Source organism: uncultured Pontibacter sp., from assembly GCF_947495565.1.
GTDB lineage: Bacteria > Bacteroidota > Bacteroidia > Cytophagales > Hymenobacteraceae > Pontibacter.
The window spans coordinates 44,035-59,577 of sequence record NZ_CANLZM010000015.1; the positions used below are offsets into that span (position 1 = coordinate 44,035).

Here is a 15,543-nt window from a genome sequence, read left to right on the forward strand (position 1 = left end):
GTATCTTTATTTTGATCGGATTGCAATAACAGGATCTAAGTTAGAGGCCAGCACAGCAGGAATTATACCCGACAGCATGCCGATAACGGCCGATACGCCAAGCCCAAGTATAATGTTGCTCACCGACAGCGTTACCTCCATCATGTCTTGCGGAATAAGCGTGAGCAGGAACACCAGCAGAATACCGATTCCGCCGCCCAGCAGGCTCAGAAACACAGACTCGAACAGGAACTGGAAAAGTATAAAATAGTTTTTAGCACCCAGCGATTTTTGTATACCGATGATGTTGGTGCGCTCCTTAACCGAAACAAACATGATATTGGCAATTCCGAAACCGCCTACAAGTATGGCAAAGCCGCCGATAACCCATCCGGCCAAACCTATCACCTGAAAAAAGCCTCCTATAGCTTCCTGAATCATTTCAGGTCGGTTCATGGCAAAGCTGTCTTCGTCTCGTGGGCGCAGGCCGCGTATGTTTCGCATCAGGCCGCGTGTTTCGTACTCCAGCTCCAGCAGCCCCGGGTCATCGTCGCGGCCTTTTAGCGCGATGGTAGAGCCCATGCCGTTCGGGCCAACATCATACATTTTAGAAAAGGTAGTGTAGGGGATCATGCCCATCTGATCCATATTTGGCATCCCGAACATGTTTTCGCCCTGCTTCTCGATTACGCCTACCACTGTAAACTTATGTCCGGCTACCTTTAGTGTTTGCCCGATAGAGCTGCCGTAAGGAAAGAGAGTGGTGGCTACCTCGTCGCCTAGTACAATTACGTTTCTGGCTGCATCGGCCTCCTGCGGCGTAAAGTAGCGGCCATCTATAATCGGCACCTCGCTCACTTTAGGATAGTCGTAAGAAACGCCCATCAGGTCGCCGTTAGAGTAGCTGTTATTGCTTTGCTTAAATGTGTTGCCGCCCTTGCTAGCGAATATCGCCACACCGTTGCTGTTGGTAATGTAGCGTTCCAGGTGCCTGAACTCACGCTCTGTGGGCTCCGGTCGCTGAAAGTACTTCCACCACGGATAGCTGCCGCCCGTGGACCAGGGCCACTTTTGTACATAGATTACCTTATCACCGATAAAGCTCATGCTGTCGCGCACGTTCCGCTCCAGGGAGTCTACCAGCGTAAACACCGAGATAATGGCGAAGATACCGATGGTTACACCCAGCAACGACAGGATGGTGCGCAGAAGGTTGGCACGCAACGCCTGCCACGCAAAGCGAAAACTTTCTGCTATCAGGCGGAGGTAGATCATAATTTTCTTCTTGTGTAGGTGAAACAGTAGCAAGTAATTTTCTTAAAAGTAAGAATAATTCGGGCAAACTGAGTAAATTTGCGGCTTGATTTTTTGTTTTTTAGTAGGCGGTTATTATGAACCCCAGCGGGAGTTTCTGCTGTTGTTTAACCAGAAATGCCTTACACGTATAAGAACCAAATACCGTAATATTTGATATATGAAATTATCTGAATTTAAATTCGAGCTTCCTGAAAGCTACCTTGCCACTCACCCAACCGAAAACCGCGATGAATCCCGTATGATGGTGCTGCACCGCGATTCCGGTAAAATCGAACACCGCGTTTTTAAAGACATCCTGGAGTATTTTGACGAAGGCGATGTGATGGTAGTGAACGATACCAAAGTGTTCCCGGCACGCCTGTATGGCAACAAGGAGAAGACAGGGGCTAAGATTGAAGTTTTCCTTCTGCGCGAGCTGAACAAAGAAATTCACCTGTGGGATGTGCTGGTAGACCCTGCCCGTAAAATCCGTGTGGGTAACAAGCTATACTTCGGAGACAGCGACCTGGTAGCCGAGGTAATCGATAACACCACATCCCGTGGCCGTACGATCAAGTTTTTGTTTGATGGCCCGGACGAGGAGTTCTACAAAACCATTAACGACCTGGGCGAAACGCCGCTTCCGAAGTACATCAAGCGTGAGGCTGAGCCAGAGGACCGTGAGCGTTACCAGACAGTGTACGCCAAAAACGTAGGTGCTGTGGCTGCCCCAACGGCAGGCTTGCACTTTACAAAAGAGGTGATGAAGCGCCTGGAGATTAAAGGCGTGGACGTAGAGCCGGTTACGCTGCACGTAGGCTTAGGCACTTTCCGTCCGGTGGATGTGGAAGATCTGACCAAGCACAAAATGGACTCTGAGAACTTTAAGGTGCCAGCCGAAACCGCTGAGCGCGTAAACAAGGCACTGGACAGCAAGAAGCGCGTGTGTGCCATTGGTACTACCACCATGCGTGCCCTGGAGTCATCGGTATCGGCCAATAGCCGCTTGAAAGCTAATGAAGGCTGGACAGACCGTTTCATCTTCCCTCCGTACGATTTTAAAATCGCAAATAGCCTGCTTACCAACTTCCACATGCCGGAAAGCACACTGCTGATGATGGCTGCCGCTTTTGGTGGGTATGATTTAGTGATGAAAGCTTACGAAGAGGCCGTTAAAGAAAATTACCGCTTCTTCAGCTACGGCGACGTAATGCTGATCCTGTAAGTATAAAGTATAATTAGAAGTATAAAAGCCCTGGCCCAACAAGCCGGGGCTTTTGCTTCTTGATACATTTCAAAATATTGCGTCTCTACGCTGTATTGCCACAACTCCTAAACTTTCTAACTTTGCCCCATGGCACAAACTCCTGAATATGCAATTATAGTGGCTGGCGGCAGCGGCAGCCGTATGCAGCACGACCTGCCAAAGCAGTTTATAGAAGTGGCCGGCAAGCCGATCCTGATGCATACCATAGAGCGGTTCTACATGTATAATCCACAAATTAGGCTGGTTGTGGTGCTGCCCCAGGAGCAGTTAAATACCTGGCGCGGCCTCTGCAAAAAGTATGATTTCAAAACCTTCCACATGACAGTACCGGGCGGTGCTACACGTTTCGGTTCTGTAAAGAACGGGTTAGGTGCCATACATGGCGAGGCTTTGGTGGCGGTGCATGACGGCGTGCGCCCCTTTGTAGAAGTAGAAACAATAAAGGCTTCATTTGAGGCTGCAGCAAAGTATGGCTGTGCCGTGGTGGCCGTGTCGCTTAAAGATTCCATCCGTGAGCTGACAGAGGAGGGAAGCTGTGCCGTGCCACGTACAAAGTATAAACTGGTGCAGACGCCACAGGTTTTCCAAGCAAGTATACTTCGCAAAGCCTATGAGCAGCCGGAGCAGGAGCAATTCACCGATGATGCCTCCGTAGTGGAAAGTATAGGCGAGAGAATAACACTGGTAGAAGGCAGCTACCGCAATATCAAAATCACCACACCCGAAGACCTGATACTTGCCGAGGCGTTTGCTGGAGCCCAGCCTTAGCCTTTCTGAATGGGGTTACTTAGTAACGGTTGTCATCCCCCTGCCTCCTTCAAAAGGGGACTAAGTTCAAGTTCCGTTAACTGTATCACCCAACCACCCCTAACCCCTCCTTGTCTAAGGCGGGGAATTTCTACCCCGCCCCAGCCCTCCCCCTTTCTCGAGGGCCCCTACACCCAAAACAGGGGAGGGAGTTCGGATCAAGTTTCATTAGCAGCGGCTATCGAAATAATTCCTATTCTTTCCGTGGGGGTAGGGGCCCTCGACAAAGAGCGCCTATGGAGTTTTTCCGGTGACTAACGCAGTGAGGCAGCCCGAGGCACGAAAAGAGGGCCCCTACCCCCGGCAGGAAAAGGTCCCAGCGCGATGCGGGAAGACGAGGCCTCCCTTAAAGAGGGCCCCTACCCCCGCCTTGAGGGAGCTAAAGTCAGAAATGAAACAATAGGACTGTAATACTGAGGATGAACGGTAGCTAGTAAGAAAAGCTCAATTTAAACTAAACAAGCAGCAGCTAATTAATGATACAAGCAGATCCTTGTGCTAGAATAGAAAAACTCACTAGAACCATTGAGCTTTCTACACCACCGGCTGCCGCCCCGCCTCCAGAAAAACCTGGTTTTCCTGCACCGTATCTGGAGAGATGGGCTCAAGTATAGGGTAAGATTTGGATAGGTTGAGCAGGTAGCCTTGCATGTGGGCGAGGTTTTGCAGATCGTGCGTTATACAAAGTATGGTTTTACCGCTTTCCTTCACCCAGTTCTGCAGCAGCCCGAATACCTGGTTCTTATAATACACGTCCAACTGTTGCGTAGGCTCGTCCAGGAGGTTTATACTTGCATCCTGCAGCATGAGCTGAGCCAGCCACACCAGTTGCTGCTCTCCGCCGGAGAGTGTGGTAAAATCATGGTTGATGAGGTGAGAGAGTTGCAGCTGCTCTAGTGTCTGAGCTGCCAAAGTATAATCCTCGGAAGTATAGTTCTCGAAGAAGCGCTTTTTCCGGAACAAGCCCATTACCACCAGATCGTGCACCTTTATAGGGAAGCTGATGACGTTTTTTTGAGGGAGGTAAGCCAGCAGGCCCTTGCCCGACGGGTTGGAGAGGTGGCGCAGGTCGTGGTTTTGCACCAGCAGCTGCCCCTGGTAGTCTATCTTGCCCTGAAAAGCACGGAAGAGCGTAGTTTTACCAGCGCCGTTGTGCCCAATAATGGCAATAAAGGCAGGGGAGGGTATAGAAAAAGAAAGGTTGCGGATAAGCACACGTTGGCCATAACCCGCAACCAGATTTTTTACTTCAACAATCAAGACGATGTCAATTAAAAATCAGAAATCTAAAAGTTAGAACATGCTTGTCCTTAGAAGGCAATTTCTAACTTTTAATTCGGAATCTCTAATTGGCCTTAGTACTCGTCTTCGTTAAACATGAAATCTTCTTTGGTCGGGTAATCAGGCCAGATTTCTTCGATGTTCTCGTAAGGCTGTCCGTCGTCCTCCAGGGCTTGCAGGTTTTCTACAACCTCCATTGGGGCACCAGAGCGGATAGAAAAGTCAATCAGCTCATCTTTAGTGGCTGGCCAGGGTGCGTCCTCCAGGTATGATGCTAATTCAAGTGTCCAGTACATAGTATTTCCTCCTTTAACTTATTGGCTTGTGTAAATTGTTCGCAAAAGTATAAATAAAAACAAGAACAAAAATTTTCGCCAAAAAAATATTGTTTTTTTGTCTGTTTTTAACAAAACAACGCAAATAAAACACAAATGTTCAAAATGTAGAAAATAATTATTTGCTGTTGAAGCTGCACCTTAACACAGGATGTAAAGCAAAGGAAGCAAAAAAATAACGCCTGCTGTGGTGGCAGCAGGCGTTATACTTATAACTCAAATATGAACAGCTTTTAATGAGAAATAGCGCCTAACTGGCTCTGGAACATTTCGATTAAAGCTGTTTTGGTGCCGATCTTCCTGTTAAAGTTGCGAATCTTGCCTTTCAGCATGTTGCGGAACGCATCGTTGCTCGGCGAGTCGTTCAGCTTGTCGAGGTTTGTCTCCAGTAACTCCAGCTCGCCCTTGTCCGATTTTATGAAGTCACGGAGTGCGTTGATGCGGGCCTGCAAACCATCTGTTTCTGAGAAAGTCTCGTTGCTGGCTTGCTGGCGCTTACGGATGTAGTGCTCCAGGCTGCTCATTTCAAACACGCGGTCGCAGGCTTTAATAAAGCGCTCCCAAATAGCATCTGATACTTCCGGACGTACCGGGCCTACTTTCTTCCACTCGGCCTGCAGCTCCTTGGCGCGCTTCACGGCATCGTTCAGGCTCAGGTCCTGCAGCAGCTGCTCTGCCTCTACGGCCAGTTCCTGCTTGCGCTCAAAATTCTGCTCGTAAAACTGCTCTCTGGATGCGTTCTTCTCCCGCTGTATCTTGCGTTTCAGGCGCTCAAAAAAGTGGTTATGCGCCTTCCGGAAGTTGTTCCAGAGGTTGGTCATGGTTTTGCGTGGCAGGTTGCCGCCCACTTCTTTCCATTCGTTCTGCAGCTGCTTTAGCTTAGCGGTTGTCTCCTCCCACTCATCAGAATTAGCCAGATGGTACGATTGGTTAATCAGGTCTCTGTACCGTTCGTAAGCGCGGTTCTGCATGCGCTTCTTGTCCTCAAAGAAGTTCTTCTTACGCTCAAAGAAATTCTCTACGGCATTGCGGAAGCGCTCTTCTATCTCGTCTGTAAGTTCTTTCTCTACAGGGCCGGTTTTAATCCAGGCCGTACGCAGGTCTTTCAGTTTCTCGGTTGCTTCTTTCCAGTCAATGCTTTCGCTGTGTGCCTCAGCCTCATTAATCAGGCTGATTTTGATGCTGAGGTTTTTTTCGCGGTTCTGCTGGATAGTCTCGTTTATCTCCTCCTCGGCCTTGCTCAGGGTATGGTAGATCTGCTCAAAGTCGCCGAGGGCGTCGTAGCTGCCCACCTGCTCCTTCATGTGCAGTACTTTCATCAGGAAAGAGCCTTTATTATCGGAGGTTTCGATGCGCTGCAGCAGGTTGTTAACCTTTTCGCTGAACATCTCGAACCGCTTGGCAAAATACACAAGGGAGTCGTCCTCAGACTCTTTCACTTCGCCTACCTGCCGGGCAGGGTAGGTCATAAAGGGCTTAAGCCATACTTGCTGGTCCTGGGTAAAGCCAAACTTCTTGGCTTCTTCCAATAGGTTGTTGTTTTCCATTTTACTGGATCGGGTTATGCGTCGTACGTAATTACTGGATAAGGCTTTAGGAGTAAACTAATCTTTGCATACGCAGGCTCGCCTGTAGCGTTTGCAGCAGCCAAGTATAAACTAGCCGGTGTTTTAAAGCGGACTGGTGCAAAGTCAGTAAGTGCACACCCTATCCATACAGTTTTTACAAGTTTAATGATTTCAGCGCACTTTTGTGAAGTACAAAGACATGAATTTTTGCGATATTTGTATTTCCTTACGTTAATAATAATCAGGCGGATAGATTATAACCGCCTCAGAGATACAGCCGGCACGGAAAAGCCTGTCGCTTCGTTAAAAAGTACATAAGCCAAAAACCATTAGATAAAGCATGAGCAACGAAACCATTATTTTTTCAATGGCCGGGGTGAGCAAGATCTACCCTCCAAAGAAACAAGTACTTAAGAATATCTACCTGTCCTTTTTCTACGGCGCCAAAATCGGTGTTTTAGGTCTTAACGGATCAGGTAAATCCAGCTTGCTGAAGGTTATAGCAGGTGTGGATAAGGAGTTTCAGGGTGAAGTAGTATGGTCTCCGGGCTATACCGTGGGCTACCTGGAGCAGGAGCCGCAGCTAGACCCAACCAAAACCGTGCGCGAAGTGGTGGAAGAGGGCGTGAGCGAAGTGGTTGGCCTGCTGAAGGAGTTCGACGAAATCAACATGAAGTTTGCCGAGGAGATGACTGACGATGAGATGAACAAGCTTATCGAGCGTCAGGGCGAGGTACAGGAGCGCCTGGACCAGCTGAATGCCTGGGAACTGGACAACCGCCTGGAGCGTGCCATGGATGCGCTGCGCACACCGCCGGAAGATGCCATTATCGGTAACCTGTCGGGTGGTGAGAAACGCCGCGTGGCCCTTTGCCGCCTGTTGCTACAGGAGCCGGATGTATTACTACTGGACGAGCCTACCAACCACCTCGATGCAGAGTCGGTGGACTGGCTGGAGCAGCACTTGCAGCAGTATAAAGGTACTGTAATCGCCGTAACCCACGACCGTTACTTCCTTGACAACGTGGCTGGCTGGATTCTGGAATTGGATCGTGGCGAGGGTATTCCGTGGAAAGGCAACTACAGCAGCTGGCTGGAGCAGAAATCTACAAGACTGGCGGCAGAGGAGAAAACCGAGAGCAAGCGCCAGAAAACGCTGCAGCGTGAGTTGGAGTGGGTAAAGATGGCTCCGAAAGCCCGTCACGCTAAATCCAAAGCGCGTATCAGCCAGTACGACAAACTTGCTGGCGAGGAGGCTTCTAAGAAAGAAGAGAAACTAGAGCTGTTTATACCTGACGGGCCGCGTTTGGGTGCGCAGGTAATAGAAGTAAACCATGTAAGCAAAGCCTACGGCGATAAGCTGCTTTTCGAAGACCTGAACTTCGCGCTGCCGCAAGGTGGCATTGTAGGAATCATCGGCCCGAACGGCGCAGGTAAAACAACACTCTTCAAACTGATTACAGGCCAGGAGAAGCCAGACGCCGGAGACTTTACCGTAGGCTCAACAGTGCAAATCTCTTATGTAGACCAGGAGCATGCGCAGTTAGACCCTAACAAATCAGTTTTTGAGGTGATCTCAGGAGGCACGGAACACATGATAATGGCCGGGCGCCAAGTGGTTTCCAGGGCTTATGTGAGCAAGTTTAACTTCTCAGGCGGCGACCAGGAAAAGAAAGTGGAGAAGCTGTCGGGTGGTGAGCGCAACCGTGTGCACCTGGCCATGACTTTGAAAGAAGGCGGTAACCTGTTGCTGCTCGACGAACCGACCAACGATCTGGACGTGAACGCAATCCGTGCGTTGGAAGATGCGTTGGAGAACTTTGCCGGTTGCGCCGTAATCATCTCACACGACCGTTGGTTCCTGGATCGTATCTGTACCCACATCCTTGCCTTCGAAGGAGAGTCACAAGTATACTGGTTTGAAGGTAACTACACTGAATACGAAGAGAACAAGAAGAAGCGTATGGGTGATATAGAGCCGAAGCGCATCCGTTATAAGAAACTGGTGTAGCCGTTAAATCAATTATAAAAGCAAAAGCCCCGCTGCGTTAAAAGTAGCGGGGCTTTTTTTATGGTGTTGCAACTGGTTGTTGTTGTGTTGTTTAAAAAAGATTATTTTAAATAAGTATAATTATTTTTTATTGTATTTATAAGTTGCTAAGATTGGTGTTACATGTGCTTGATAATTAATATATTGTAATATTTGAAGTCGAAGCGTTGTTTGTTTAGTTAAAGTTTATAAAAACATTATGCTATTATTTGATTATAATAATAAAATAATATTTATTTGCATCATACTTCTGAGTTAATATCATTATTAATATTAATTTTATAATTTAAATTATTTCATCTCACAATAAATAAACTAAACCTTAAAGCACGTTAGAAACATGAAAAAGCCTGTACTCAACGATTCACTCGGAAACTTGATAGTTTTCACCTACTTTATCGTCGCCGGTGTAATTAGCTACATAGTGGTGTAAATTTACCTGCAGCACTACATAAAGAGGCTATACTTTTTAAAGTATAGCCTCTTCTCTTTTATCAAAAGCTTAAACAAAGGATGAGGTGAAAAATGATTAAGTTTGTGGAAAACCTTCGGCAATTAAGCTTGCAAGTCCTGTAAAAGTATGATTCGGTACCTCCGCCACGAACAGATAGACAAGACAAAGTGGGATGCCTGCATTACGGCCTCTGCCGATAATATGGTGTATGCCTTGTCGTGGTTTCTGGATGTGGTGGCCCCAAACTGGCAGGCGCTGGTGGAGGAGCAGGAGGGGCGTTACACCACCGCTATGCCCTTGCCGGGTATACTTAAGATGGGCTTCCCATACTTAAGCCAGCCATACCACACGCACCAGTTAGGCGTTTTTACCACCTCACAAAGCAGCAGCAGTATACAAGTTAAAATGCTGGAGCTGATTGTAGAGCGCTATAAGTTCGTCCACAACTACCGCTTCAACATGAACGACACAGCTCAGCTGGAAAAGCTGCAGAGCAAGTATGAGCTGGTGGGCCGCTATACACGCTACTTAAAGCTTAATAAACCTTACCCGGAGCTTTACAAGGCCTACACCCGCGACCGTAAGATGAACCTGAAGCGGGCAAAGCGGGCTAATCTGAGCATGTTCGAGAGTGATGACATTGAGCCGCTCATTCAGCATTTTAAAATCCATATTGAGCGCAAAGTAGTGGGCGGCGTGGCCGAAAGTACGTACCAGATGCTGCGCGATTTGTTTCAGGTGATGAAAGACCGTGGCGTGGCGCAGCTGATTTACACAACCTCCGGCGGCGAGGTAAACGCGGGTTGCCTGTTCTTTAAGTATAACAACGTTATCAGCTATGCCTTTAACTCCGCCGACAGCGAGGGGCGCGTAGCCAATGGGCGTACCCTGGTGCTCGACGAGATAATACGGCAGTATGCAGGCACCGAGTATACTTTGGATTTTGAAAGCCCGATGATTGAGCAGATTGAGCATTTCTATGCCAGTTTCGGGGCCCACCGCGTAAAATACTTTGCCTTGCGCCACAACGCGTTGCCGTTTTATGTGAAAGTTATCCGCAACATCCGGATGAAGGTGTACCGCACTTTTTTCGCAACGGGTGTGGCCGAGGAAGTATAACCTAAGCACGCGTGGCGAAGCTACTTCAGCATAAGGACATTGATAAAGCCGCTTGGGATGCCTGTGTAAGCGCGTCTGCACAGCGGCAGGTGTACGCGTTGTCGTGGTACCTGGATGTGGTGTCGCCGGGGTGGCAGGCGGTGGTGGAGCAGGAAAGCGGATTTTATACTTGCGTAATGCCGTTGGCAGTGCGGCAGAAGTATGGCGTGGCCTACCTGCAGCAGCCGCTGTTTTGCCAGCAGCTAGGTATTTACGCACGGCAGGAGCCAGCACAGGCCCAGGTAACTGAATTACTAGATACTGTGCATCAAAATTTCAAGTATACTTCCGGTTATAGTTTCTGTACAGCTAATACAACAATTATAAACAAAGAGGCGCAGCAAAGGCAGTTTTATACTTTATACACACATTACCTGCCGCTGCACAAGCCTTACCAGCAACTATGGAAAGGCTACACCCGCGACCGAAAGTATAACCTGAACAAGGCCCGCCGCGAAGATCTCCGTCTTATTCAGAGTAACGATATAGAACCGCTCATTCGCCTGTTCCGGCAAAACATAGCGCATAAAGTATACGGAGGGGTAGATGCGGCGGCATACGATATGCTGCGCGACTTATACACAGCATGTGTGGAAAAGGTGAAAACTGAGCTAATTTATACTTTAGCAAAAGATGGAAGCATAACAGCGGGCGGCCTTTTTCTACATTATGGCGGCTACATTATCTATGTTTTTAATGCGGCTGATGCTAGTGGCAGAAAAACTAACGCGCGAACACTCATCCTCGACGACATCATCAGAAGAAACGCCAACACAGAACAAGTGCTGGATTTTGAAAGCCCGATGATCCAAAATATAGCCGGGTTTTACCAGAGCTTTGGCTCAGAACCTACGCCTTTTTTTGAGTGGAAGTATAACCAGCTCCCGTTGCCGCTCAAGCTGCTGAAAAAAATCCGGCAGGAGGTGCTGCTGCGGCTGCAAACAAACTAAAATACTGAAGAAGACTAGCTATAACTTCAGCAGCTAAGAATGTCCTGCTGGGTCATTGCTTTTTTTATTCAATGCAAAGAAAATCAAATGTTTAAGTTTAACATTTGGAATAATCAATCGTATAAACAATAAAGTTAAAGTTATAAATAAGCTTTATATGTGAAAATTTTACGTTGATTGCCATGAAAAACACTTACAAAAACCAAGAGTCTCTGGCTTACCTAATTATTGCCGCTTATTTTGCAGTTGCAGGCACTGTTGCCATGTTGGTAAGCTACTAAAAAACGCCCCTCTAAAAGAAAAAGGCCGTACGCAAGTACGGCCTTTTTCTTTTAGAGTATAGCCACTGTGTTAATTCACCTTCTCGAAATCTAGCTCGCTAAAGTGGAAATCCGGGTTATCTGAGTCGAGGCGCATTTGGCTTATTGCTCCGTCCTCACCTGCCAGGAAGCGCACGTTGGTTGGGTGCAGCAAAGCGAAATCGTTTTTCCAGTCAAGGTTAAAGATATCATGCTGCCAGAAATCGAGGGTGCCGTTTAGCGCCGGGGCAGGCTCGAGTTGCAGGTGCAGTTTCCCGTCCTTTAGCGTAACAGTTGCATTGCCGTACATTTGGCTGTGGTATGTGCCGGTATAGTCTTTCAGGTCGCGGGTCGGCTTGCTCTTTTTCTTCTTCTCTTTAGGAGCCTTTGCAGCTGCTGCAGCCTCCGCTTGTTTGGCTTTGGCCATGTTATCAAGATAGAACTGGCTCCAGTCGCGGCCGTTTTCCACTTCCAACAGCTGATCTAAAGTATAGCTGGCGAGCGGCGACATAATGCTGCTCATGCTGTTTGTCAGTATCACCACCCCCAGGTTCTCCTCCGGCACCAGCACTGTGCGGCTGTTCATGCCCTCGTGGCCACCGCCGTGGTAAACCAGTTTGCGGCCCTCATAATCGCTCACGAACCAGCCTAAGCCCGTGCCAACAAAATGGGTAGAAGGATTTATCGCCTCGGCTTGTTTTGATACCGGGAGAGGGTTGTGCATAGCCCACATGTTGCGGCTGGCATCCTCGCTGAAGATCTGCTGGTTTTTATACTTGCCGCGGTTCAGCTGCAGGCGCATCCACTGGGCCTGCTGGTTTACGCTGGTGAAAATACCGGCAGCCGGGTTCCAGTTGTCCCAGGCGGTGAGGGTGGTGGCGTAAGGTTTCTTATTCGCGTCAAAACCGTGTGGCGAGGCAACGTTCTGCACATTTTTTAGGTCGTTCACAGAAGTATAGGAACGGCTCATGCCTAACGGCTGAAAGAAAGTTTCCTGAATATAATTCTCCCAAGACTTGCCGCTTACTTGCTCAATCACCTCGCCGGCAGTAATAAACATCAAGTTAGAGTAGCCATAGCCATCCCGAAATCCATAAACAGGCTCCAGGTAACGCATACGCTCAATTATTTCGGGGCGGCTGTAGGTAGTGTTGTACCAAAGCAAATCGCCACTGAAGGTCTTAAAACCCACTCGGTGGCTCAGCAGGTCTTCTATCGTCAGGTTTTCAGTTACAAAAGGGTCGTAGAGCTGCAGGTAAGGCACATACTTCTTCACCTTGTCATCCCACTTTAGCTTCCCCTGGTCTACCAGTGTGGCTAGTGCAGCTGCGGTATAAGCTTTAGAGTTAGAGGCAATGCCAAATACTGTGTTAGCATCTACCTGGCCACCTGTTTTATTGTTAAGCACCCCGTAACCTTTGGCAAAAATTACAGAGTCGTTTTTTACGATGGCGATGGCCATGCCCGGTACGTCCCAATCTTTCAGGGCTTTCTGGTAGTAAGCATCCAGCTTCTGAAGGGTGGCGGCTGAGTTCTGCTGCGCCCATGCCTGTGGCAGCACCAGCAGCGATACGAGCAGCAGGAGTAGCGCTGTGCGTAGCTTTGTGTATGAAATCAGGTTGATCATGAAAGTATAGGTGGTTTTTGATGTAGCAATATACATCTTTATCCGGATGACTGCAGCAGCGATAAAAAGGCTGCAATGTTGGCGTTAGTTGTCCCCTTCCTCACGAGGAACATGAGAGCCCTGTTCGTAGTCTTTCTTCTCCATCTCGAGCTGCTGCAGTTCTTTTGCCGACAGGCTGGCAAGTTTACGAAGGTCAGGCTGGCCTGCATCTACCCAGGCAGTGTACCAGTAGCTGGCGATAGTATGAACGGCCAGGCGCATCTGCCGCTCCACCTGCCCGTTCAGGCGCCTGCTGTAAGCCTCTGAGAAGTCGCGGGAGTAAACGCGGGTGGCTAAGTTGTTGCGCAGCTCAAAGCTATACTTCTTTTCTTCCTCAAACTCCTGCGTAAGCTCCCGCTCAAAGTATAAAACCGAATCCAGAGCGGTGTGAGCGGAGGCAACCAGATCCCAGGCTTTTAGTTGCGGCTGCTCAATATAGACGGCCTGGCCTACAAAAAAGTCATAGTTGTCAGAGAAGAGTTCAGGCAGGCGTGTTTCCCAGAAGGCATGTATGCCGCGCTGCCCTGTTAGCTGCCCGTTGTAATTCTGGGTGGTGTGCAGCGGCACGCAGGCATCGGCAATGTAGTGACCGATTTCGGTGCTCAGGCGCAGGATTCGGTCCACGTTCTGCTCTTTAAAAGCCTGCGTAAGCTGGTACTTCATCCGGTTAATATGCCAAGGCGCAATGCCGTATGCCATCAGGGTGTCTTCCGTATACTTCTCCACGGCATCCGGCCAAAAGCGCGGCATTTTATACAGGGCACTGTCGCCGTATATATCAAGGTCTATGTAGTGGCGCGGCGCTTCACCCTCCACGGCATAGCGGCGCTTATCGGGGTTCACGGCATTTTCGGTGATGTAGCGGATATGCTTTTTATAGAAGCCTACCATCTCGGGCGGCAGCGAGAACACAGCCAGCCGGTTAATGCGCTGGTGCGCAAAAAAGCCCCAGGTATAGCCGTTGAGCGGCGGCAGCAGCATGAGCAGCAGAAGTATAGCTTTGCATTTTATGGCCATACTTGCGGTGTACGTAATCAGGCTGCAGGAGGTGGAGCAACTTGTTTTTTGTGCGGTAGCCATCAGAGATAAGATTAAAACTACAGCATCGGATAACATTATCTACGTATCTTTGTATGCTAAAGAAATGTACTTTCTAAACTTGCCTTGCTATAGATGGACACGCTCGATTTCTTCTCCAATATCCCTGAAAACATCGTTATCATATCGCCTGAACAAGAAATACTGGCAGCAACAGATACTTACCTGAAAACCACCGGGCGCAAGCGAAATGATATATTAGGGTTGCACTTCTTACTGGAAGCTTTCCCGAACAACAGCATGCCTTACGAGGAAAACCCAGTAAAGATATCAATAGACAAGGCCATAGAGACCAAGGAGGTAGATTATCTGAATGTGATTCGGTATGATATAGCCATACCGGCAGAAGAAGGGGGCGGCTACAGTGAAAGGTATTGGGAGGCATCGCATACGCCGGTGCTGGATGAGGAAGGAAATATAAAGTACATTATCCAGAACACCCATGACGTAACGGAGCGGGAGATAGCCAGGCAGGCGCAGGAAATTAGCGAAGAGAAGTTTAAGTTTCTGACAGATGCCGTGCCGCAGCTGATCTACATGACAGATGAAGCAGGTGACCTGACATACGTGAACCAACGCTGGGTAGAGTATACTGGCCAGTCGATGGAAGAGTCGCTGCAGGAGGGGGGCTGGGAAAAAGCAATTCACCCGGACGACATGCGTGTGCTTAAGCAGAAAATGGATGAGGCAATGGCCGCAGGCGAAGAGCTACAGGCAGAGTTGCGCATCCGTAACCAGTATGGCATGTACAGATGGTTTCTTACCAGAAGCCAGCCGCTTAAAGACAAAGACGGTAATGTAATACTGCGGGTAGGCAGTTCCTCCGATATTCAGGATAATAAGCAGCTAGTGCAGGAACTGCTGGAAAGCAATGAGCAAATGTCTGTTCTGGCCGACCAGGTGGAGCGTGCTTATCAGAAAGCTGAGGCGGAACGTAAAATATTGGAGCGCCTTATTATGAAGGCACCTGTCTTTTTCTGTATTCTCAGAGGGCCGGAGCACCGCTATGAACTTATGAACGAAAAGTATAAGCAGCTATTTCCTGAAAAGGAGCTGCTTGGCAGAACCGTGGCAGAGGCGCTGCCGGAGGTAGCGGAGCAGGGCTTCGTAAAAATTCTGGACGAAGTATATAGAACAGGTAAAGATTTTGTGGCAGAAAACATCACTCTCAAACTAGACCGTTATAATAGAGGTGAGTTAGAAGACATGTGCGTCACGTTTATTTACCAAGCCATATATGATGAGCAGGAGCAAGCAACCGGCATTATGGTGTGCGGCTATGATGCAACTGCATTAATTAAAAAATAAAATGCCTAATAAGGCTGTTGCCTTGCC

General features: G+C 48.6%; 12 protein-coding genes. 6 read left to right on the forward strand and 6 right to left on the reverse strand.

Features of this window, described 5'->3' with window-relative positions:
- Positions 1-6: 6 nt before the first annotated feature.
- Positions 7-1,254 (reverse strand): ABC transporter permease, encoded by a 1,248-nt coding sequence (locus Q1B04_RS17120; RefSeq protein WP_299761049.1) that lies wholly within the window; start codon positions 1,252-1,254, stop codon positions 7-9.
- A gap of 199 nt (positions 1,255-1,453) precedes the next feature.
- On the opposite strand from Q1B04_RS17120, the gene queA reads away from it, so the two are divergent.
- The gene (queA, locus tag Q1B04_RS17125) at positions 1,454-2,500 is read left to right on the forward strand and encodes a tRNA preQ1(34) S-adenosylmethionine ribosyltransferase-isomerase QueA (protein ID WP_299761051.1); all 1,047 of its coding nucleotides are present in this window, start codon (positions 1,454-1,456) and stop codon (positions 2,498-2,500) included.
- A 129-nt stretch (positions 2,501-2,629) separates the two neighbouring features.
- Positions 2,630-3,310 (forward strand): 2-C-methyl-D-erythritol 4-phosphate cytidylyltransferase, encoded by a 681-nt coding sequence (locus tag Q1B04_RS17130; RefSeq protein WP_299761053.1) that lies wholly within the window; start codon positions 2,630-2,632, stop codon positions 3,308-3,310.
- A 573-nt stretch (positions 3,311-3,883) separates the two neighbouring features.
- On the opposite strand, the gene Q1B04_RS17135 is transcribed toward Q1B04_RS17130, so the two are convergent.
- The 3 genes from Q1B04_RS17135 to Q1B04_RS17145 form a co-directional block, all read right to left on the reverse strand.
- On the reverse strand, positions 3,884-4,609 hold the full coding sequence (locus Q1B04_RS17135; protein ID WP_299761055.1) for an ABC transporter ATP-binding protein: 726 nt from the start codon (positions 4,607-4,609) through the stop codon (positions 3,884-3,886).
- Between the two features lie 95 nt (positions 4,610-4,704).
- Positions 4,705-4,926, reverse strand: a complete 222-nt coding sequence (locus Q1B04_RS17140) for a DUF2795 domain-containing protein (protein WP_025608825.1) — start codon at positions 4,924-4,926, stop codon at positions 4,705-4,707.
- A gap of 272 nt (positions 4,927-5,198) precedes the next feature.
- Positions 5,199-6,512, reverse strand: a complete 1,314-nt coding sequence (locus tag Q1B04_RS17145) for a DUF349 domain-containing protein (protein ID WP_299761062.1) — start codon at positions 6,510-6,512, stop codon at positions 5,199-5,201.
- Positions 6,513-6,873: 361 nt separating this feature from the next.
- On the opposite strand from Q1B04_RS17145, the gene ettA reads away from it, so the two are divergent.
- The 3 genes from ettA to Q1B04_RS17160 all read left to right on the forward strand — a co-directional run bounded on the left by ettA (position 6,874) and on the right by Q1B04_RS17160 (position 11,145).
- The gene (gene ettA / locus Q1B04_RS17150) at positions 6,874-8,544 is read left to right on the forward strand and encodes an energy-dependent translational throttle protein EttA (protein WP_299761064.1); all 1,671 of its coding nucleotides are present in this window, start codon (positions 6,874-6,876) and stop codon (positions 8,542-8,544) included.
- 619 nt (positions 8,545-9,163) lie between these two features.
- Positions 9,164-10,156, forward strand: a complete 993-nt coding sequence (locus Q1B04_RS17155) for a GNAT family N-acetyltransferase (RefSeq protein ID WP_299761066.1) — start codon at positions 9,164-9,166, stop codon at positions 10,154-10,156.
- Between the two features lie 11 nt (positions 10,157-10,167).
- Positions 10,168-11,145 carry a GNAT family N-acetyltransferase gene (locus tag Q1B04_RS17160; RefSeq protein WP_299761068.1) on the forward strand — a complete coding sequence of 326 codons (978 nt, stop codon included), beginning with the start codon at positions 10,168-10,170 and terminating at the stop codon, positions 11,143-11,145.
- Positions 11,146-11,496: 351 nt separating this feature from the next.
- On the opposite strand, the gene Q1B04_RS17165 is transcribed toward Q1B04_RS17160, so the two are convergent.
- A complete protein-coding gene (locus tag Q1B04_RS17165; RefSeq protein WP_299761070.1) occupies positions 11,497-13,071 on the reverse strand; it encodes a serine hydrolase in 1,575 nt (524 codons plus the stop codon).
- A gap of 84 nt (positions 13,072-13,155) precedes the next feature.
- On the reverse strand, positions 13,156-14,091 hold the full coding sequence (locus Q1B04_RS17170) for a zinc dependent phospholipase C family protein (protein WP_299761215.1): 936 nt from the start codon (positions 14,089-14,091) through the stop codon (positions 13,156-13,158).
- 192 nt (positions 14,092-14,283) lie between these two features.
- Between Q1B04_RS17170 and Q1B04_RS17175 the strand changes: the two genes are divergently transcribed.
- Positions 14,284-15,516 carry a PAS domain-containing protein gene (locus tag Q1B04_RS17175; protein WP_299761072.1) on the forward strand — a complete coding sequence of 411 codons (1,233 nt, stop codon included), beginning with the start codon at positions 14,284-14,286 and terminating at the stop codon, positions 15,514-15,516.
- The last annotated feature ends 27 nt before the right edge of the window (positions 15,517-15,543 follow it).